Source organism: Paraburkholderia ribeironis (assembly GCF_900019265.1).
In the GTDB taxonomy this organism is placed as follows: Bacteria; Pseudomonadota; Gammaproteobacteria; order Burkholderiales; family Burkholderiaceae; genus Paraburkholderia; species Paraburkholderia ribeironis.
Genome location: NZ_CYGX02000012.1, coordinates 190,803 through 208,382, shown reverse-complemented (window position 1 = coordinate 208,382; position 17,580 = coordinate 190,803). Strand labels below are relative to the sequence as shown.

17 protein-coding genes and 1 tRNA gene are annotated in these 17,580 nt (G+C 62.2%); 9 read left to right on the top strand and 9 right to left on the bottom strand.

What is annotated here, in order from left to right:
• Positions 1–70: 70 nt before the first annotated feature.
• The gene (locus BN2475_RS06695) at positions 71–874 is read right to left on the bottom strand and encodes an inositol monophosphatase family protein (RefSeq protein WP_094778763.1); all 804 of its coding nucleotides are present in this window, start codon (positions 872–874) and stop codon (positions 71–73) included.
• 569 nt (positions 875–1,443) lie between these two features.
• On the opposite strand from BN2475_RS06695, the gene BN2475_RS06690 reads away from it, so the two are divergent.
• Complete coding sequence (locus tag BN2475_RS06690) at positions 1,444–2,307, top strand: RNA methyltransferase (RefSeq protein WP_094778762.1); 864 nt, start codon at positions 1,444–1,446, stop codon at positions 2,305–2,307.
• A 177-nt stretch (positions 2,308–2,484) separates the two neighbouring features.
• On the top strand, positions 2,485–3,321 hold the full coding sequence (gene cysE, locus BN2475_RS06685; RefSeq protein WP_094778761.1) for a serine O-acetyltransferase: 837 nt from the start codon (positions 2,485–2,487) through the stop codon (positions 3,319–3,321).
• Between the two features lie 279 nt (positions 3,322–3,600).
• On the opposite strand, the gene BN2475_RS06680 is transcribed toward cysE, so the two are convergent.
• The 4 genes from BN2475_RS06680 to BN2475_RS06665 form a co-directional block, all read right to left on the bottom strand.
• Positions 3,601–4,398: a UDP-2,3-diacylglucosamine diphosphatase gene (locus BN2475_RS06680; RefSeq protein ID WP_094778760.1), complete on the bottom strand. Its 798-nt coding sequence runs from the start codon at positions 4,396–4,398 to the stop codon at positions 3,601–3,603.
• 37 nt (positions 4,399–4,435) lie between these two features.
• Positions 4,436–4,930: a peptidylprolyl isomerase gene (locus tag BN2475_RS06675; protein WP_094778759.1), complete on the bottom strand. Its 495-nt coding sequence runs from the start codon at positions 4,928–4,930 to the stop codon at positions 4,436–4,438.
• Between the two features lie 130 nt (positions 4,931–5,060).
• Entirely contained in the window at positions 5,061–5,642 is a 582-nt protein-coding gene (locus BN2475_RS06670) for a peptidylprolyl isomerase (RefSeq protein ID WP_094778758.1), read from the bottom strand.
• A gap of 56 nt (positions 5,643–5,698) precedes the next feature.
• Positions 5,699–6,487, bottom strand: a complete 789-nt coding sequence (locus tag BN2475_RS06665) for a tetratricopeptide repeat protein (protein WP_094778757.1) — start codon at positions 6,485–6,487, stop codon at positions 5,699–5,701.
• A 232-nt stretch (positions 6,488–6,719) separates the two neighbouring features.
• Here BN2475_RS06665 and cysS point away from each other — a divergent pair, with 232 nt between their 5' ends.
• The 6 genes from cysS to BN2475_RS06635 all read left to right on the top strand — a co-directional run bounded on the left by cysS (position 6,720) and on the right by BN2475_RS06635 (position 13,786).
• On the top strand, positions 6,720–8,117 hold the full coding sequence (gene cysS, locus BN2475_RS06660; protein WP_094778756.1) for a cysteine--tRNA ligase: 1,398 nt from the start codon (positions 6,720–6,722) through the stop codon (positions 8,115–8,117).
• 47 nt (positions 8,118–8,164) lie between these two features.
• Positions 8,165–9,226, top strand: a complete 1,062-nt coding sequence (locus BN2475_RS06655) for an endonuclease III domain-containing protein (RefSeq protein WP_094778755.1) — start codon at positions 8,165–8,167, stop codon at positions 9,224–9,226.
• A gap of 123 nt (positions 9,227–9,349) precedes the next feature.
• Positions 9,350–10,321 (top strand): acetyl-CoA carboxylase carboxyltransferase subunit alpha, encoded by a 972-nt coding sequence (locus BN2475_RS06650; protein ID WP_094778754.1) that lies wholly within the window; start codon positions 9,350–9,352, stop codon positions 10,319–10,321.
• Positions 10,322–10,369: 48 nt separating this feature from the next.
• Complete coding sequence (gene tilS, locus BN2475_RS06645) at positions 10,370–11,833, top strand: tRNA lysidine(34) synthetase TilS (protein ID WP_094778753.1); 1,464 nt, start codon at positions 10,370–10,372, stop codon at positions 11,831–11,833.
• A 428-nt stretch (positions 11,834–12,261) separates the two neighbouring features.
• Complete coding sequence (locus BN2475_RS06640) at positions 12,262–13,512, top strand: aspartate kinase (RefSeq protein WP_094778752.1); 1,251 nt, start codon at positions 12,262–12,264, stop codon at positions 13,510–13,512.
• Between the two features lie 180 nt (positions 13,513–13,692).
• Positions 13,693–13,786, top strand: a tRNA-Ser gene (locus tag BN2475_RS06635).
• Between the two features lie 345 nt (positions 13,787–14,131).
• On the opposite strand, the gene BN2475_RS06630 is transcribed toward BN2475_RS06635, so the two are convergent.
• The 4 genes from BN2475_RS06630 to BN2475_RS36310 all read right to left on the bottom strand — a co-directional run bounded on the left by BN2475_RS06630 (position 14,132) and on the right by BN2475_RS36310 (position 16,961).
• A complete protein-coding gene (locus BN2475_RS06630; protein WP_094778751.1) occupies positions 14,132–14,740 on the bottom strand; it encodes a PAAR domain-containing protein in 609 nt (202 codons plus the stop codon).
• A gap of 95 nt (positions 14,741–14,835) precedes the next feature.
• Positions 14,836–15,153, bottom strand: coding sequence for a hypothetical protein (locus BN2475_RS33435; RefSeq protein ID WP_143325736.1), 318 nt, complete (start codon positions 15,151–15,153; stop codon positions 14,836–14,838).
• A 6-nt stretch (positions 15,154–15,159) separates the two neighbouring features.
• On the bottom strand, positions 15,160–15,924 hold the full coding sequence (locus BN2475_RS06625; RefSeq protein ID WP_094778750.1) for a peptidoglycan recognition protein family protein: 765 nt from the start codon (positions 15,922–15,924) through the stop codon (positions 15,160–15,162).
• 425 nt (positions 15,925–16,349) lie between these two features.
• Positions 16,350–16,961 (bottom strand): hypothetical protein, encoded by a 612-nt coding sequence (locus BN2475_RS36310; RefSeq protein ID WP_174641884.1) that lies wholly within the window; start codon positions 16,959–16,961, stop codon positions 16,350–16,352.
• Between the two features lie 267 nt (positions 16,962–17,228).
• Between BN2475_RS36310 and BN2475_RS06615 the strand changes: the two genes are divergently transcribed.
• Positions 17,229–17,570, top strand: coding sequence for a hypothetical protein (locus BN2475_RS06615; RefSeq protein ID WP_094778749.1), 342 nt, complete (start codon positions 17,229–17,231; stop codon positions 17,568–17,570).
• The last annotated feature ends 10 nt before the right edge of the window (positions 17,571–17,580 follow it).

Sequence of the window (17,580 nt, the reverse complement as noted above, 5' to 3'; positions counted from 1 at the left end):
GCCGATGCCGATGCCGACGCCGATGCCGATGCCGATGCCGACGCCGACCCGGGCTCGGTCCCAGGCGGGCTTAAGCCGACTGCTGACGCGTGCGGCTGAAACGCGACAGGATCGGAACCATCTGCGCGTAAATCTTCGGGTTGCCTGCGACGATTTCGCCGACGTGCAGGAAGTCCGAGTCGCCGGTGTAGTTGCCGACGAGGCCGCCGGCTTCGGTGATCAGCAGGCTGCCCGCGGCGACGTCCCACGGACTCAGGCCCTGCTCGAAGAAGCCGTCCATGCGGCCGGCGGCGACGTTCGCCAGATCCAGCGCGGCCGCGCCCGGACGGCGCAGGCCGGCGCAGGCAGCGGTCATTTCAGCGAACTGGCGGCCGTACGCTTCGAGGGTGTCCGTTTCGCGGAACGGGAAGCCGGTGCCGATCAGGCCGTCGGCCAGCCGGTCGCGCTTGGCCACGCGGATGCGGCGATTGTTCAGGAACGCGCCACGGCCGCGCGATGCGGTGAACAGGTCGTTGCGGGTCGGGTCATAGACCACGGCCTGCGTCACGGTGCCCTTGTGCGCCAGCGCGATCGACACGCAGTAGTACGGAAAACCGTGGATGAAATTGGTGGTGCCGTCGAGCGGATCGATGATCCACTGGTACTCGGATTCGTGGTCCGATTTGCCGGATTCTTCGGCGAGGATGGCGTGATCGGGGTAGGCGGTCTTCAGCGTGTCGATGATCGCCGCTTCGGACGCCTTGTCGATCTCCGTGACGAAATCGTTGTGCTGCTTCTTGCTGACCTGGATCAGATCGAGGTCGAGCGACGCGCGGTTGATGATCTGGGCTGCGCGGCGCGCGGCCTTCACAGCGATATTGAGCATGGGATGCATGAGACTGGATCCTTGTGCCGGGGCAGCACGGCTGCTTGCCGGAAAATGAGCGCTAAACCTGCGCTAACTGGGCACCCTCGAAGAGGCGCGAAAAACAGCACGGAACGCTCGCCCGGCAAAAGACCGGTGCGCATTCCGCCGACGGAGACGAATTGAATAAGAACGAGGCGCACGGCTTGGCGGGGGCTTGAGCCGGACGCGAATTGGCGTATTTTACCTGAGTCCGGGCGTCGCGGCAGCGTTGGCGGCGCGGGCGGGCAAGAGGGCTGGAATCTGGCCGCGATCGGTCCGAGCTCTGACCCGGGACGGCCGCGGCGTGAAGGCCGCATGGCGGCTGTGTGGCTGTTCCATAGCGGCTACGTAGCGACCACATAGCGACCACATGGCTGTGACGTAGCTGTGACGTGGCGGGGTGATGCGGCGGTGACGTGGCGGCGACTTGGTGGCCCCCCCGCCGCTGCCGGGTGGCCCGCCGTTCACGCGCGATCCGCTACGCCGCGCGAACGCGCGATTCAAAACCGCGCGAGGTTGGCGCTACCATACGCGTCTTTAGCCTGCAGAGTTGCATCGTGGACCACACCCACCATTCTTCCGATCCCACCGTGGCCGAGCTGCGCGGCGGTTTCACCTCGACGCGCTTCGTGCTGGTCGAGCCCAGTCATCCGGGCAATGTCGGCGCCGCGGCGCGTGCGCTGAAGACCATGGGCTTCTCGCGGCTCGTGCTGGTGTCGCCGCGCGTGCCGCACGTGCAGAGCGATCCGGAAGCGATCGCGATGGCGAGCGGCGCCGACGATGTGCTCGCCTCCGCGCATGTCGTGCCGACGCTTGCCGACGCGTTGAGTGGCGTGCACTGGTCGATCGCGCTGACCGCGCGGCTGCGTGAATACGGTCCGCCGCAATGGACCCCGCGCGCCGCGGCGGCCGTCGCGCATGAGCAGGCGGTGCACGGCGAGATCGCGTTGGTGTTCGGCAACGAGCGCACGGGCCTGTCGAACGAGGACGTCGAGCGATGCAGCGCGCTCGTGCATATTCCGGCCAATCCGGCCTACAGTTCGCTCAATCTCGCGCAGGCCGTGCAGGTGCTGGCCTATGAACTGCGTACGACGTATCTGTCGGCCGACGACGCGGCGAGTGAGACGCCCGTCGTGCGCGACGTGCGCGACGTGCGCGACGTGCGCGACGTGAGCGCGGGGCAGGGCGGCCCAGCCGGCGTGCGCGCGGCGAGCGACGAGATCGAGAGCATGTTCGCGCATCTGGAAAGCGCTCTGGTCGCGCTCGAGTTTCTCGATCCGGCCAACCCGAAGAAGCTGATGTCCCGCCTGCGCCGGTTGTTCGCGCGCTCCGGCCTCGAGCGCGAGGAAGTGAACATCGTGCGCGGCATCGCCAAGCACATTCTGCTGAAGACGCGGCGACCGGACGACGACGCTTCCTGAGCGCCGCATTCGTCCGACGACCTTGCGGGCAGCGTGGGCTTGCGGCAGGTTTTGCGCAATCGACCTACAATCCCGAAAACGTTCCAGGCTAAGCTGCCGCCGTGCTAAGCGGCAACCCTGCCGTCGCGCGTGACGTAGCGCGCCGGCGGTTCCTTCTCCCACAACACAGTCCCTGCCATGTTCACGAGACTTCGCGAAGACATCGCCACGATCCGCGAGCGCGATCCCGCCGCCCGCAGCGCATGGGAAGTCCTCACGTGTTATCCGGGCCTGCACGCGCTCGTGTTGCACCGGCTCGCGCATGCCTTCTGGCAGGCGAGGCGCCGCTGGCTTGCGCGTTTCATCTCGCAAATGGCGCGCTTCATGACCGGCATCGAAATTCATCCGGGCGCGACAGTGGGGCGGCGCGTGTTTATCGATCACGGCATGGGTGTGGTGATCGGCGAGACCGCGCAGATCGGCGACGACTGCACGATCTATCAGGGCGTGACGCTCGGCGGCACCTCGCTCACGCGTGGCGCGAAGCGGCATCCGACGCTGGAGCAGGGCGTGATCGTGGGCGCAGGCGCGAAGGTGCTGGGCGGCTTCACGATCGGCGCGCAGGCGAAGATCGGCTCGAACGCCGTGGTGACCAAGCCGGTGCCCGCACGGGGCACGGCGGTCGGTAATCCGGCGCGCATCATCGTCCCGGCGGCGGCGTTGGCCGCGGCAACGGCGACTGCGAACGGCGAATCCAGCGGCGCCGCGCACGGGGCAAAACGCGCCGCGGACAGTAGCGCGTTCTGCGCGTACGGCATCACGCCGAACGCGGACGATCCGGTGTCGCTGGCGATTCACGGCCTGATCGATCACGCCGCCACGCAAGCGAAGCGTATCGACGAAATCGTCGCTGCGCTGGAGCGGTTGGGCACGAGCCTCGAAGGCCTGCAAGGCGCGGATGCGGCGTTGCTCGATCTGCGGCGTCTGTCGGCCGCGATTGCGGGCAAGGTGGAAGGAGTGGCGGCGCAGCGCTAGTCGTCGTGCGCCTGGTGCGGCGAATGGTGGCGGGCTCCGTGCGGCTTCGCGCAGGGTGGCTCAGGGTGGCTCAGGGTGGCTTCACGCAGAGAGGCCTGGTTGAGCCGAGGCCTGGTCGAGCCGCCTTCGGTGAGCCAGTTTCAGCGAGACTGTCTCAGTGAGACGGTTTCAGCGAGACTGTTTCAATGAGATTGTTTCGCTTGGCCCAGCTTCGGGTGCACCTTCCGGCACACCTTCCTCAACGAGGCTTCACGCCTGACGGCTGCAACGATCCCACCATCAATCCAGCGGCAGCGCCCGAATCCCTTCTGCATCGATACGCAGATACCCGCCGCGGCGCTGGCCGTGATCGAGATCCCAATCCGGCAGCACCCAACGCGTGCCGCCCGGCTCACGATGCCGCGCCGGCAAATGTGTGTGTCCGTGAATGATCGTCGCCGTTTTCGACCTCTTGAACAACGCGGCGACGGCCTTCGGCGTCACGTCGTATTTCATCGATACCGGCCGCAAGCGGCCATGCTCGCTTTTCGCGCGCATGTTTTCGGCCAGCTTCTGGCGCCAGCGAAATGGCCACGCCAGAAACAGCATCTGCGCGAAACGGTTGCGCGCGACATTGCGGAACAGCTGATAGCCGTGATCGGCGGTGCACAGACCGTCGCCGTGCGCGAGCGCGACGCGCGTGCCGAACGCGGTGATCACGAACGGATCGGGCAGCCAGATCGCGCCAGCCGCTTTCATGAAACGCTTGCCGAGCAGAAAGTCGCGGTTGCCATGCATGATGTAGAGCGCGATGCCACGCTCGGACAATGTGTGCAGCAGCGTCGCGATGCGCGCGACGAACGGCTCGGCCAGCATGTCGTCGCCGATCCAGTACTCGAACAGATCGCCGAGTATGAACACCGAATCCGCCTGCTCGGCGGTGATGCGAACGAAGTGTTCGAACGCGGCGACCGTGCGCGGAATCGCCTCGCTCAAATGAATGTCGGAGAGGATATAAAACGGGCGTGCGGCGTGCGGGCGTTTGCCCTCGCCAGGCACGCCCGCGACGACGCTTCGCAGCGGCGTTTCTTGCAGCATTGAAGATGCCTGATGTCGGTTGGAACGCGCTGACGCCTTAGTCGACGATCACGGCCTTTTCGATCACGACGTCGTCGGTCGGCACGTCCTGATGGAAGCCCTTCGAACCGGTCTTGACCTTCTTGATCTTCTCGACGACGTCCATGCCTTCGACCACCTTGCCGAACACCGCGTAACCCCAGCCCTGCGGCGTCGGCGACGAGTGGTTCAGGAAGTCATTGTCGTTCACGTTGATGAAGAATTGCGCGGTTGCCGAATGCGGATCGTTCGTACGAGCCATCGCGATCGAGCCATTGACGTTCTTCAGGCCGTTGTTCGCTTCGTTGTTGATCGGCTCGGCCGTCGGCTTCTGCTTCATGCCGGGTTCGAAACCGCCGCCCTGGATCATGAAGCCGTCGATCACGCGGTGGAACACTGTGTTGTCGTAGTGGCCGGTCTTCACGTAGTTGAGGAAGTTCTCAACCGACTTCGGCGCCTTGTCAGCGTCCAGTTCGAGTTTGATGACGCCGTGGTTCGTATGCAGTTCAACCATGATGGAATCCTTTGATGAACGGGGTGGATAAACGGCGCGGTGAGTCGTCATGCAATGACGACGGACCGCGCCGGGGCGTGGATTTTGCGTCGACGCGCATGCGCGCCCGAGCTTGAGCGCGTTCGCGTCCTTACTTGCCGACCACCGTGGCCGATTCGATCACGATCGGCTTTTGCGGCACGTCGCTCATCGGGCCGCGCGAGGTGGTAGGCGTGGCTTCGATTTTCTTCACGACCTCCATGCCGCTCGTGACCTTGCCGAACACCGCGTAGCCGCTGCCGTCCGGATTCGGATAGTCGAGGCCGGCGTTGTCCACCGTGTTGATGAAGAACTGCGCGGTGGCCGAATTCGGATCGCTGGTGCGCGCCATCGCCAGCGTGCCGGCCATGTTCTTCAGACCGTTGCGGCTTTCGAGCGGAATCGGCGCGCGCGTCGGCTTCTCAGCGAAGCTCTGCGTGTAACCGCCGCCCTGGATCATGAAGCCCGGAATCACGCGATGAAAGATCGTGCCGCTGTACTGGCCGGACTTCACGTAGTCGAGGAAATTGGCAACCGTCTTCGGCGCTTTCTCAGGATACAACTCGACGCGGATGTCGCCATCCGATGTCTTGAGGAGGACGGACGGATGCGCGGCCTGGGAACCGGACTGGGCAAAGGCGGGTGCGTTTGCGATCAGGGCGGCGCTGCCGAGCGCCAACATCAACCATTTCATGAAAATCCTCGGGGTTGGGAAAACAAGTGCCGCAGGCTGCCAAAACCGTGCCGGCTTTACTGTGACGGCGCCATGTAAGGCGGCATGGCGAGTGAGCCGTTCGTGCCGCCGAACTGGAAGCTCGGCATCTGCATGAGGTTCGACGGAGCGTGCGCCGTTTCGCTGGTGGCTGGCGCCGCGGCCTGTTTGGCCGGGGTACGGGTCTTGGGCGGCGAGACGATCTTCTGGATGTCCGCGAGACGCTGCGTGGTCGTGGCGCTCGCCTTGCCGAGACCCTGCGCGTGACGGTAGGCCTCGTTGGCCATGCGCAGGTACAGGTCGCCGAGATTTTCGTACGCGAGGCCGTAGCCCGGATTGACCTTCGTCGCGGTTTCGAGCGCGGCGCGCGCTTCGGCGAACTGGCCTCGCTTCGCGTAGAGCGCCGCGAGGTTGTTGTACGGCTCGGGCAACTCGGGGTAGAGCTGCGTGAGTTCGGTGAAAGCGGCGATCGCTTCGTCGTCGCGATTCAGGTGCGCGAGCACCGTGCCGCGCTTGAACTTCGCCTGCACGTCGTGCGGATTCGAGGCGATGCGCGCGTCGAGCTGGGTCAGCGCGGCTTGCCAGTTTTTCTGCGCGATCGACGCATCGACTTCCGGCGTGTTGTCGCGGGTAGCGGGGCCTTGCGGCATGACCGCGGCCTTCTGCGCATAGACGGCCGCAGCCGGCACAACCGCAAGGGCAACAGCCACGGTGACGCGCATGGCGAGGGCACGCGTCGCGTCACGGGTAATGCCGCGCGTGACGCCGCTGAACGCCGTCGCGGCGAGGGTCGCAGCGCTGCGCGCGCGGCCGCTGGAAGGTTTCATAGGCTCAGGTCTGGATGTTATACTCCGACCCATTCTAACAAAAGGTCTGCGCGTTCCGTCGAACCGCCGACTGTCTTTTCGCCACTCGTGGTCGTCTCCGCCTTGATCGCAGCCTGACCGCCGCACCAGCTGCACCGGTTTTGCTGTATGCGACGCACCCGCCGTCTCGTTCGCGGGGCCCGGCGCGCACGAAACACAATGCGGATTTCTTTCGGCCCACGCACCGTTCTCTATGGAATCACTGCGCATCTACAACACGCTCGCGCGTGACAAGCAAACCTTCGTGCCGCTGCGAGCAGGCGTCGTGCGGATGTACGTCTGCGGGATGACCGTGTATGACTATTGTCATGTCGGCCATGCGCGGGTGATGGTCGTGTTCGACATCGTGCAGCGCTGGCTGCGCACGCTCGGCTATGACGTGACCTATGTGAACAACATCACGGATATCGACGACAAGATCATCCGGCGCGCCGTCGAGAACGGTGAGACCATCAAGTCGCTGACCGATCGCTTCATCAAGGCGTTGCATGAAGACGCGGACGCGCTCGGCATCCAGCGGCCCGACATCGAGCCGCGCGCCACTGACTTCATCCCGCAGATGCTCGGCATGATCGAAACGCTCGAGGCGAACGGCTACGCGTACCAGGCGAGCGACGGCGACGTCAACTACGCGGTGCGCAAATTTGCCGGCTACGGCAAGCTGTCGGGCAAGTCGCTCGAGGATCTGCGCGCGGGCGAACGCGTCGCGGCCAACGACGCCAAACAGGACCCGCTCGACTTCGTGCTGTGGAAGCAGGCGAAGCCCGACGAGCCCGCCGACACCGGCTGGGACTCGAAGTACGGACGCGGCCGTCCGGGCTGGCATATCGAATGCTCAGCAATGGGCTGCACGCTGCTCGGTGAACAGTTTGACATTCATGGCGGCGGCCAGGACCTGCAGTTTCCGCACCACGAAAACGAAATCGCGCAGAGTGAAGCTGCTACCGGTCAAACCTTCGTCAATTACTGGATGCACAACGGCTACGTACAGATCGACAATGAGAAGATGTCGAAGTCGTTGAATAATTTCTTTACGATTCGTGAAGTGTTGGCGCAGTACGATGCGGAAGTCGTGCGTTTTTTCATTGCACGCGCGCACTACCGTTCGCCGTTGAATTACAGCGATGTGCACATCGACGACGCCCGCAACGCGCTCGCGCGTTTGTACACCGCGCTGAAGGACGTGACGCCGGACGCCGCCGCGCTCGACTGGAACGAAGCGCACGCGCAGCGTTTCCAGGCGGCGATGAACGACGACTTCAACACACCGGTCGCGGTGTCGGTGTTGTTCGAGTTGGCAACTGAAGTGAACCGCACGCGCGACCCCGCGCTGGCCCGTCAATTGCGCTCGCTCGGCGCGGTGCTCGGACTGCTCGGCCGCGAGCCGCGTGCGTACCTGCAGCAGGCAGCGGGCGCCGCGGTCGAAGGCGCGCTCGAGCCCGCCGCGATCGAAGCGAAGATCGCCGCACGCGTGGCGGCCAAGCAGGCGAAAGATTATGCGGCAGCAGACCGGATCCGGGCTGAATTGCTCGAGGCCGGTGTTGCACTTGAAGACAAACCCGGCGGGTTGACCGAGTGGCGGCGCGTGTGAGCGCACCTCGTACTTCCCTTTGATCGACTCGCCAGGCAGGAGGCAGGATGGCAACGGCCACGAAGACGCCGGCTGAACGAGCCGCGTCTCAAAAAAACGCGCAAGCCGCGGCAAAGCCGACACGCTCGTCGGCTCGCGCGGGCAGCGGCGCGGTACAGAAGGCATCGTCGAAAGCCGCCGGGATGGCGGCGAAGAACGCAGCCGCCGCGGCGTCGGGGGACGCGCAAAAAACTGCCGCCAAACGCGCGCTCAATGGCGCATCGGCACCCACGTCCGCTACGTCAGCTGCAAAGCGCGCAAGGACCTCGCGCGCGAAAGGCAATGGCGCATTGCCAGCCGACCTCGCGGGGGATGTGCAGGAACTGGCGCGCGGCGCGAGTGCCGGTGAAGTCGTGCGCAAGACGCGTGCTTCGGCAAGCGTCGACGGCGAAGCAGCGGACGCGAGCGAAGTCGCCGTGCCCGTGCAGATCGGCGGCCTCACGCCTGAAGTTACGCGTCCAGCGTACTGGGACAAGGCGTGTGCGGACCTCGTCAAGCGCGACCGCATTCTGAAAAAGCTGATTCCGAAATTCGGACCGGTGCATCTACTGAGCCGCGGTGATCCGTTCGTGACGCTCGCGCGTTCGGTGGTGGGGCAGCAGATTTCGGTCGCGTCCGCGCAGGCAGCGTGGGCGAAGATCGAGGCCGCGTGTCCGAAGCTGGTGCCGCAGCAGTTCATCAAGCTCGGTCAGGAGAAGCTGACCGCGTGCGGGTTGTCCAGGCGTAAAGCCGAATACGTGCTCGATCTCGCGCAGCATTTCGTGTCCGGTGCATTGCACGTCGGCAAATGGACGTCGATGGAAGACGAGGCGGTGATCGCCGAGCTCACGCAGATTCGCGGCATCGGCCGCTGGACAGCGGAGATGTTCCTGATCTTCAATCTGTCGCGTCCCGATGTGCTGCCGCTCGACGACCTCGGCCTGATCCGCGCGATCAGCGTCAACTATTTCAGCGGCGAGCCGGTCACGCGCAGCGAAGCGCGTGAGGTCGCGGCGAACTGGGAGCCGTGGCGCACCGTCGCCACCTGGTATATGTGGCGTAGTCTCGATCCGCTGCCGGCCGACTATTGAGAACACTGAGCGTGGTCATTTCGAAAACTATTGGCTTTTAAAATTCGATAGTTGAGAAATGGTTTTGACATCGGCGAGCGCGGTTAGAATACGCGCTGCCGGTAAGTCCAAGGATTACAACCAATGAAGACCACTTTTCTGGATTTCGAGCAGCCGATCGCTGAACTCGAAGCGAAGATCGAAGAATTGCGCTTCGTGCAGGACGATTCGGCCGTCGATATTTCGGAAGAAATCGAGCGGCTGTCCAAGAAGAGTCAGCAGCTGACCAAAGATCTGTACGCGAACCTCACGCCCTGGCAGGTTTCGCAAATCGCCCGTCACCCGCAACGCCCGTACACGTTCGATTACGTGAACGAGCTGTTCACCGATTTCCACGAGCTGCATGGCGAGCGCAGCTATGCGGACGACCTGTCGATCGTCGGCGGCCTCGCGCGTTTCAACGGGCAGGCCTGCATGGTGATCGGCCATCAGAAGGGCCGCGACACCAAGGAGCGCGCGCTGCGCAACTTCGGCATGCCGCGTCCGGAAGGCTATCGCAAGGCTGAGCGCCTGATGCGTCTCGCCGAAAAATTCGGCCTGCCGATCTTCACGTTCATCGATACGCCGGGCGCGTATCCGGGCATCGGCGCGGAAGAGCGCGGCCAGTCGGAGGCGATCGGCCGCAATCTGTACGTGATGGCCGAACTGAAGACGCCGCTGATCGCTACGATCATCGGCGAGGGCGGTTCGGGCGGCGCGCTCGCGATCGCGGTCGGCGACAGCGTGCTGATGCTGCAGTTCTCCACGTATTCGGTGATCTCGCCGGAAGGCTGCGCATCGATCCTGTGGAAGAGCGCTGCGAAAGCGTCGGAAGCCGCCGAAGCGCTCGGCCTGACCGCGCATCGTCTGAAGGCGCTCGGGCTGATCGACAAGATCGTCAACGAGCCGCTGGGTGGCGCGCATCGCGATCCGAAGGGCATGGCCGCGTTGTTGCGCCGTGCGCTCGCCGACTCGCTGCGCCAGTTCCAGGGCATGAGTATCAACGACCTGCGTCAACGCCGTTTCGAACGGCTGATGGCGTACGGCAAGTTCAAGGAAACGACGCCGGGCGCCTGAGCCCGCGCGTGTTCCCTTTCGTCCACCGGCGCTCGACGCGCTAGCGACGTGACTCCCTCCGCCAAAATGCCCGCCGACCGCTTCGTTATCGAGGCGGTCGGTTTGGCGCTGGCCACGCTTGCCGCCGACGCCCGCATCGCGATCGCGTTCAGCGGCGGTGTCGATTCGAGTGTGCTGCTCGACGCGGCGGTGCGCGTCGCGGGCGCGTCGCGTTGTATTGCGCTGCATGTGCATCACGGGCTGAGTCCTCATGCCGATGTGTGGCTTGCGCATTGCGCGACCTTTGCGCATGAGCGTGGCGTCGAATTCGACGCGCGCCGCGTGGTGGTGGCGCGCGATGCGGGTGTGAGCATCGAGGCGGCGGCGCGCGATGCGCGGTATCGCGCGCTGGACACGATGTGTTCGGCCCACGATGTCCATACGCTATGGCTCGGGCAGCACGCCGACGACCAGGCGGAAACCGTGCTGCTGCAACTGCTGCGCGGCGCAGGTCTGGCGGGTCTGGCGGCGATGGCGCCGGAGTTTTCGCCGGCCGGCGCGTGCGCCACACGCGTGAGGCCCTTGCTTCATCTGCTGCGCGCGCAACTCGAGCAGTATGCGAGCGTGCACGCGCTGCGCTGGATCGACGACGAGTCGAACGCGGACACACGTTACGCGCGCAATGCATTGCGTCACGAGGTGACGCCGGCGCTGGCCGTGCACTTTCCCGGTTTTCGTGACGCGCTCGCGCGCACGGCCGCGCATGCGGCGTCGGCGCAACGTCTGCTCGACGCGCTCGCGCGCATCGACATGGAGGCGGCGTGCCGGGACGAAGGACGCGCGCTGTCGCACGACGCGCTGCTAGCGTTCGACGACGATCGTGCGCTCAACCTGCTGCGCTACTGGATGCGCACACTGGGTCTGGTAGCGGCATCGAGCGCGCGCCTGACCGATGCGCTGCGCCAGTTGCGCGAAGTCGGCGCTGCGGGTGACGGGCATCGTCTGCGTATCGACCATGCGGGGCAGGCGTTGCGCAGCTATCGCGGCCTGCTTTATTGGGAAGCGGGCGACAGCAGCGAACCCGCCGACGAAACCGCGCTTGCCGCGCGTGAGATCAGCGAACTCGTGTGGCAGGGTCAGTCGATCTGGCGGTTGTCGCAGTGGCGTGGCACGTTCGTGTTTGCGGCGGTGGAGCCGGCCGGCGCCGATGCGAACGTAGCAAGCTGCTGCGCCAACGCCCGCGACGTTATTCCCGTCAGCGTTCTTCGGCGCGCCGTGTTGAGCGCACGTTCGCGCAGCGGTGGCGAACGGATGCGCACGGGTTCATCCGCCGCCGCGAACCGAACCTTGAAGAACCTGTTCCAGGAGCGCGGTATTCCCGCGTGGAAGCGCGACGTGCCGCTCCTTTACGTCGGCGACGAACTGTTGTTCGTGCCGTTGCTCGGCGTGAATCGTGCAGCGTTACCCGAATCGCTGGATTTCGCCGGACCGTGCGTCGAAGTGCTCTGGCGCGAAGATCTGCTGGTCGCGTGAGCGGCTGGACGCGCCACCCGAGGCGTGGCTGATGCCCACGTGATGCCCACTTGGAGCCCACCTTGAGGCTCTAGCCGCCGAAGCGGAAAAACGCGTAAATCCGCACAAAACCCGGCCTTTGCGGCCCCGATTTCGCGCATTTCAATCGTCGTTGCGGCTTGTCTTTTTGCGCTCAATCGGGTACGTTTACTTGTTTGCCCGACCCGATTTCACCATCGCTTTTGTCGCTATCGTCGGTTTCCGAGCGTGATCCGTCGTTTCCGGTCAGCCATTAGCGATCATTCCCGGGCAAACCCGCGCGTGCTGCACGCGTGCTGCACTCACGCCGCCACACACTTTGCCGCCGTTCACAAGACGTTGCGCCCCTGTGCTTTGGTGCGGTTGTCTCCAGCGCGCCAGCGCGGTTTCTCCTCCAGTTCAGAACGACAATGGCACTCATCGTACACAAATACGGCGGCACCTCGATGGGCTCGGTCGAGCGCATCAAGAACGTCGCCAGGCGCGTCGCGAAATGGCACAAGGCTGGCCACAAGATGGTCGTCGTGCCGTCGGCAATGTCCGGCGAAACCAACCGCTTGCTCGGTCTCGCGAAAGAAATCACGACCCAGCCGAGCCCGCGCGAACTCGACATGATCGCCGCCACGGGCGAGCAGGTCAGCTCGGGACTGCTCGCCATCGCGCTGCAGGAAGTCGGCGTCGAGGCGGTCAGCTACGCCGGCTGGCAAGTGCCCGTCAAAACGGATAGCGCGTTCACGAAAGCGCGCATCAGCGAAATCGACGGCGAGCGCGTGATGCGCGATCTCGACGCGGGCAGGGTGGTGGTGATCACCGGCTTCCAGGGCATCGATCCCGAAGGCCACATCACCACGCTCGGCCGCGGCGGCTCGGATACGTCGGCGGTGGCGGTTGCGGCCGCGCTGAAAGCCGATGAGTGCCTGATTTACACAGACGTCGACGGTGTGTATACGACCGACCCGCGCGTGGTCGAAGAAGCGCGCCGGCTCGATCACGTGACGTTCGAGGAAATGCTGGAAATGGCCAGCCTGGGTTCGAAGGTGCTGCAGATCCGCTCGGTGGAATTCGCCGGCAAATATCAGGTGAAGACGCGCGTGCTGTCGAGCCTGACCGATCCGCTGATGCCGCTCGACGCCGAAATGAAGTCCGGCACCCTGATTACTTTTGAAGAAGACGAGACCATGGAAAAAGCAGTCATCTCGGGCATCGCGTTTCAGCGCGACGAAGCTCGTATCGCCGTGATGGGCGTGCCCGACAAGCCGGGCATCGCGTATCAGATTCTCGGCCCGGTGGCGGACGCGAATATCGACGTCGACATGATCATCCAGAACCAGAGCGTCGAAGGTAAAACGGCGTTTACATTCACGGTCGGCCGCGGCGACTATCAGCGCGCGATGGACATCCTCACCGGCCAGGTGAAGGACCACGTGCAGGCCGAGCAGGTGCTGGGCGATCCGAAGGTGTCGAAGGTGTCGGTGGTCGGCGTCGGCATGCGTTCGCACGTCGGTATCGCGAGCACGATGTTCCGCACGCTGTCGGAAGAGGGCATCAACATCCAGATGATCTCGACCTCCGAAATCAAGATTTCGGTGCTGATCGACGAGAAGTACATGGAGCTCGCAGTGCGCGCGCTGCATAAGGCGTTTGAACTGGATCAGGCATAAATTGCCTGCACGACGGGACGCTTGCGAGCATCCCGTTTGCTTTACAGGGCCAATGTGAACGAAATGCGGCGGCAATGACAAAGCTGGCACAAAAAGTGTTCTTCAGACATTGACCTTCGCGGTTCGGCCCGCTATCATCTTGGCTTCGTCGCACTGACTCCCTGTGCGACAGAAAGTTTGGGAGACGTGGCCGAGAGGTCGAAGGCACTCCCCTGCTAAGGGAGCATCTGGGCCAAAACCTGGATCGAGGGTTCGAATCCCTCCGTCTCCGCCAGCAATGGTGGCGAAACCCCGTAAGTTCAAGGACTTACGGGGTTTTTGTTTTTCCGACCCACAAAACAACCCACGTCGCGGCACGGCACAAAGTTATAGGTGCGCCTGCATCGTCCTAGGTGGAGCCAAATTGTCGCGCGCTGCGCCTTTTCGGCATGCCATCCGATGTGTGAAGTATGGGGCTTGTCTCGACTGTGCCCGGCTTCAGAAACAGTCTTCGCAATTGAGCTAGCAAACAGGGCGACGCGCACAACCTCGCCGAGCGTGCAGCGCCGCCCGATGACGGCGGCGGGTGCGCGGATCAGCACAACCTTGGCTTCTTCACGTACAGGGCTAACGGATAGCGTCAGCTTCCCGATGCATTGAGTTTGCGCCTGGGCGAGCTGAAAACGATGTGGATATCGATGGGCTTCTCACCATCGGTCGCAATCTGTGCGTAACCGTTGCTATCGGTCCTTCCAGACTGTCTGGCACCATCAACGTTTGCGATGAATTCGCGGTCATGCAAGGGCTCGCCGGTTGTGCTGTCGACGATGGCGAACCAACGTGCATGCTTCGGCTCGACAGGCAGTGCTGGCGGGGGGGCCGGCTTCTGGGGGCTCGTTGCTTCACGTCTGGCATCGTCGGTGATGGACCATCGCGTTCCGTGGATCGCAATGACGCGCGGTGGGGTCGAACAGTTGCAGTGAATCTCATCCCCGCCGACTGCCTGGCGGCGGGCTCCCCCGGCCAGATCGATCATGCGGCGATTCTCACTGATCCCCGCGCCGCCGACGATGACTCCCGTGCTTTGGCATGCACCACACCAGGCACTATCGCCAATGTAGACCACACTTCGGATTTTGCCGTCATCTCCCTTTACCGTGGCGGCGCGATGGCCTTCGCGTGCAATAACGTGACTATCCTCGTGACTCGTTAGCGGATCGCCGTCCACAGCCGCGTAAAAAAGTCCCATGTAGTTTCCTTTGCTATTTCTCCCTCAGATGGGTTTTGAGTGCAAGCGAGAAAAAGCTTGTGCTCGACCACCCACAGGGAAGCTGTTGAATCAGGTTACTGAATTTCTCGAAGAATCTGCGCCCTACAACCCTCAAGTGACTTTGAGTCATTGAAAGGCACGCCGTAGGCATATTTGCAAAAATCGGAAAGCTCTCTGCGGACATTGGTTGATAGTTCATTGACGGGAGGAGCATCACCTTCATTTGCAAACGGATTGACAAATTCCCTTCTTAAAGTCGGAAATTTCTTTAAAAAATAAATCTCATGCTCGTCATGATCGATATACGAATAATAATAGCCGACATATAAATTAAAAATGAGTGTCAGCACTGCTGAAATAATAAGAATAGCTGAAAACATCTTTTTTTTCATGGTAGATCACTTTCCCGGCGCAGATAGCGATAACCTCGAACGCAGCAATTTCACAACGTCCATCCCAAGATTGCCAGGGCAGGCTCGTCCAGTATTCGTTGCCAATCTTTGATATTCCCTGTGTCCGCCCAGTCTGGAAATATTAAAAAAATATTTTAAGACGCCACACAAAGCTGTAGCAGCCTGAATCTGAGTCGGGGTCGGCTTATCATGCCCTGAAATGGTCCGATCCGTTAGAATCCCGCGAATATTTTTGAGCTTATCAAAAATCGATAGACTGCTGTATTCCTGTTCATAGGCCTCACCTGCCTCAACAAAGTCAGACAGAAACACAATGCCAATTTTTCCGGAATTGCTGCCAGCCACATGCTCACCAACAAACCGAATATCACGGGCTTCATATATCTCGCCCTGACATGAAACTGCATAGTGGTATCCCGCATCATCAAAAGGCGGGCTTCTGCCCATATCTTCCGCCTGTACGCGCTGCATTTCTTCAATAGACGGCGCGCCACAAGAATAGCTGCGGCCCGCGTGGTGCATGACGATATCCTGATAATCCCAATGGCTTTCCCGCATCACACCTCTCGGGGGCTTTGCGTGCCACGCTGAACGCTCAATCAACCTGTAACCTTTTCGTGCAAGCGCTTTGATGATCGCCTGACGGGTAGCGGCGCGGTCATCGATCGATATTGCGATGGCGTTCTGCTTGTCGCCATTCTTTTCCGTAGTTGAAGAGGTCCAAAAATTGCGACTATCGTAGTCGGCCATTATTTTAGATTCCTGATGTATTTAGTTTTCGCGCGGGAGAATGGAAAGCGACGTGAATGCTCACAGACTGTTCGCTATCAGTCTCGATTTTTGCGTAGCCCTGTTCATCAGTTTTGCCGGTTAGCTTGGTGCCAGCTACCTTCGACTACCGCATAGCAAATGCTCATGTTGGTTTTCCGGTTTGTCGCTTACGCGTTTTGTTCCGTTTGTCGTGCAAGTGCGTCATTCCCAAATAGACAGTGTACTCGCCGGCGGGTTCAGTATTGACTGCGGCAATGAGGCTCCAAATCTCGTTTTAATTCTGCCCATTGCTCATTCAGACTCCTTTTAAGAAATAGGTTCGGACTGTACGAATCACGCTAGCACGGTCTGAGATTCTGGTGCAATCAGCCGATTCTGATTTGTTGTTAATCATGCTAAATTAATCAAACTGCGGTTCGCGGATCGTGCGGCGCGTCGCATGCTGATGCTCTCTCCTGGGCATCATGCCGCCGCCCCGTGCGCTCCCATTCAGCGCGGGTCACGCGCTCCTTGAATATCTCGATCAGAAGCTCCCCAAGGTCGTGATTCTTCTTCGTGGCACCCAGCCAGCCCTTGATGAGCCTCAACGCAGCTAGCAAACGGGTCACGCGTGCGCGGGCCTGGCCATGCTCCAGCGAGCCTGGCAGGAATGAGTTGATTGATTGCTCGGCAGCAGAGAGCGCGCAGATGAATTCGGGGCGTTGCTGTTCGAGCGTTCGAACATTTTCCACCTCAGACAACTTTTGTAATTCCGTCGCTACGGGGAAATCGCGGTGTGCAATTGCCCGCTGGCCCGATGGGCCGGACAGGACCCGCGGCCCTTCGGACCGGCCCCGTTCACCACGACCGCCCCGCTGGAGCGGATCATCATAAAGACCGGCGGCGCGCGTGGCGGTGCTGGCCGCCTGTACCGCCTTGCGCCGACGCTGTACGTGATACGCCGACAACGCCGCGTGTGCCACCATGTCGAGCGCCGGTCGCGCGTTGCCGTCGCGGTCGGTCCAGACCTTTGGCATCAGTGACACCGCCGGCGTCGATCCGTTGTCGTGATGTCTGCAACGACGGTGTGGCGATGAATGCAACGCGCACATCACGCACGGATTTGCCCGACACGTTTCCGATTACGCGCACGGCATCTTCACGAATGCGCCCGCATGTAACCAGACGTTACGGACGTCCGGCAATGCGATCTTCCGCATCAGTTATTACAAACTTGAAATGCGTGCTACGCCGCCTTGCGCTATATTTCCGCCAACAAAACACATTCTTTTGATGGGTGATCAATGAAGTCCATTCGTCTTGTTCCACTTCTGATCGGGGTTGTGACGTTGGGCGCATCGGGTGCTGCAATGGCCGGGGTCAACATTGGCGTCAATATCGGCATTCCCGCGCCGGTCTACGTCGCGCCGGCTCCGGTATATGCACCGCCGCCTCCGCCTCCGCCGCCTGTTGTTTATCAGCCGGCCCCTGTGTACTACGGCGGCCCAGGGATCGTGATCGGCTGGCATGGCGACCGTTATTGGGACGGCCGTCGCTACTGGGAGCGCGATGACTGGTATCGCCATCACCCGCAGGGCCACGGCTACGGCCACGAGCACTACGATCACCGTCGTGGCTGGCACTAAGCTGTAGCGC

Coding starts and splice junctions, on each gene's coding strand:
- BN2475_RS06695 (WP_094778763.1), bottom strand. CDS start 874: ATGCATCCCATGCTCAATATCGCTGTGAAGGCCGCGCGCCGCGCAGCC.
- cysE (WP_094778761.1), top strand. CDS start 2,485: ATGTTCACGAGACTTCGCGAAGACATCGCCACGATCCGCGAGCGCGAT.
- BN2475_RS06680 (WP_094778760.1), bottom strand. CDS start 4,398: ATGCTGCAAGAAACGCCGCTGCGAAGCGTCGTCGCGGGCGTGCCTGGC.
- BN2475_RS06675 (WP_094778759.1), bottom strand. CDS start 4,930: ATGGTTGAACTGCATACGAACCACGGCGTCATCAAACTCGAACTGGAC.
- BN2475_RS06670 (WP_094778758.1), bottom strand. CDS start 5,642: ATGAAATGGTTGATGTTGGCGCTCGGCAGCGCCGCCCTGATCGCAAAC.
- BN2475_RS06665 (WP_094778757.1), bottom strand. CDS start 6,487: ATGAAACCTTCCAGCGGCCGCGCGCGCAGCGCTGCGACCCTCGCCGCG.
- cysS (WP_094778756.1), top strand. CDS start 6,720: ATGGAATCACTGCGCATCTACAACACGCTCGCGCGTGACAAGCAAACC.
- BN2475_RS06655 (WP_094778755.1), top strand. CDS start 8,165: ATGGCAACGGCCACGAAGACGCCGGCTGAACGAGCCGCGTCTCAAAAA.
- BN2475_RS06650 (WP_094778754.1), top strand. CDS start 9,350: ATGAAGACCACTTTTCTGGATTTCGAGCAGCCGATCGCTGAACTCGAA.
- BN2475_RS06640 (WP_094778752.1), top strand. CDS start 12,262: ATGGCACTCATCGTACACAAATACGGCGGCACCTCGATGGGCTCGGTC.
- BN2475_RS06630 (WP_094778751.1), bottom strand. CDS start 14,740: ATGGGACTTTTTTACGCGGCTGTGGACGGCGATCCGCTAACGAGTCAC.
- BN2475_RS33435 (WP_143325736.1), bottom strand. CDS start 15,153: ATGAAAAAAAAGATGTTTTCAGCTATTCTTATTATTTCAGCAGTGCTG.
- BN2475_RS06625 (WP_094778750.1), bottom strand. CDS start 15,924: ATGGCCGACTACGATAGTCGCAATTTTTGGACCTCTTCAACTACGGAA.
- BN2475_RS36310 (WP_174641884.1), bottom strand. CDS start 16,961: ATGCCAAAGGTCTGGACCGACCGCGACGGCAACGCGCGACCGGCGCTC.
- BN2475_RS06615 (WP_094778749.1), top strand. CDS start 17,229: ATGAAGTCCATTCGTCTTGTTCCACTTCTGATCGGGGTTGTGACGTTG.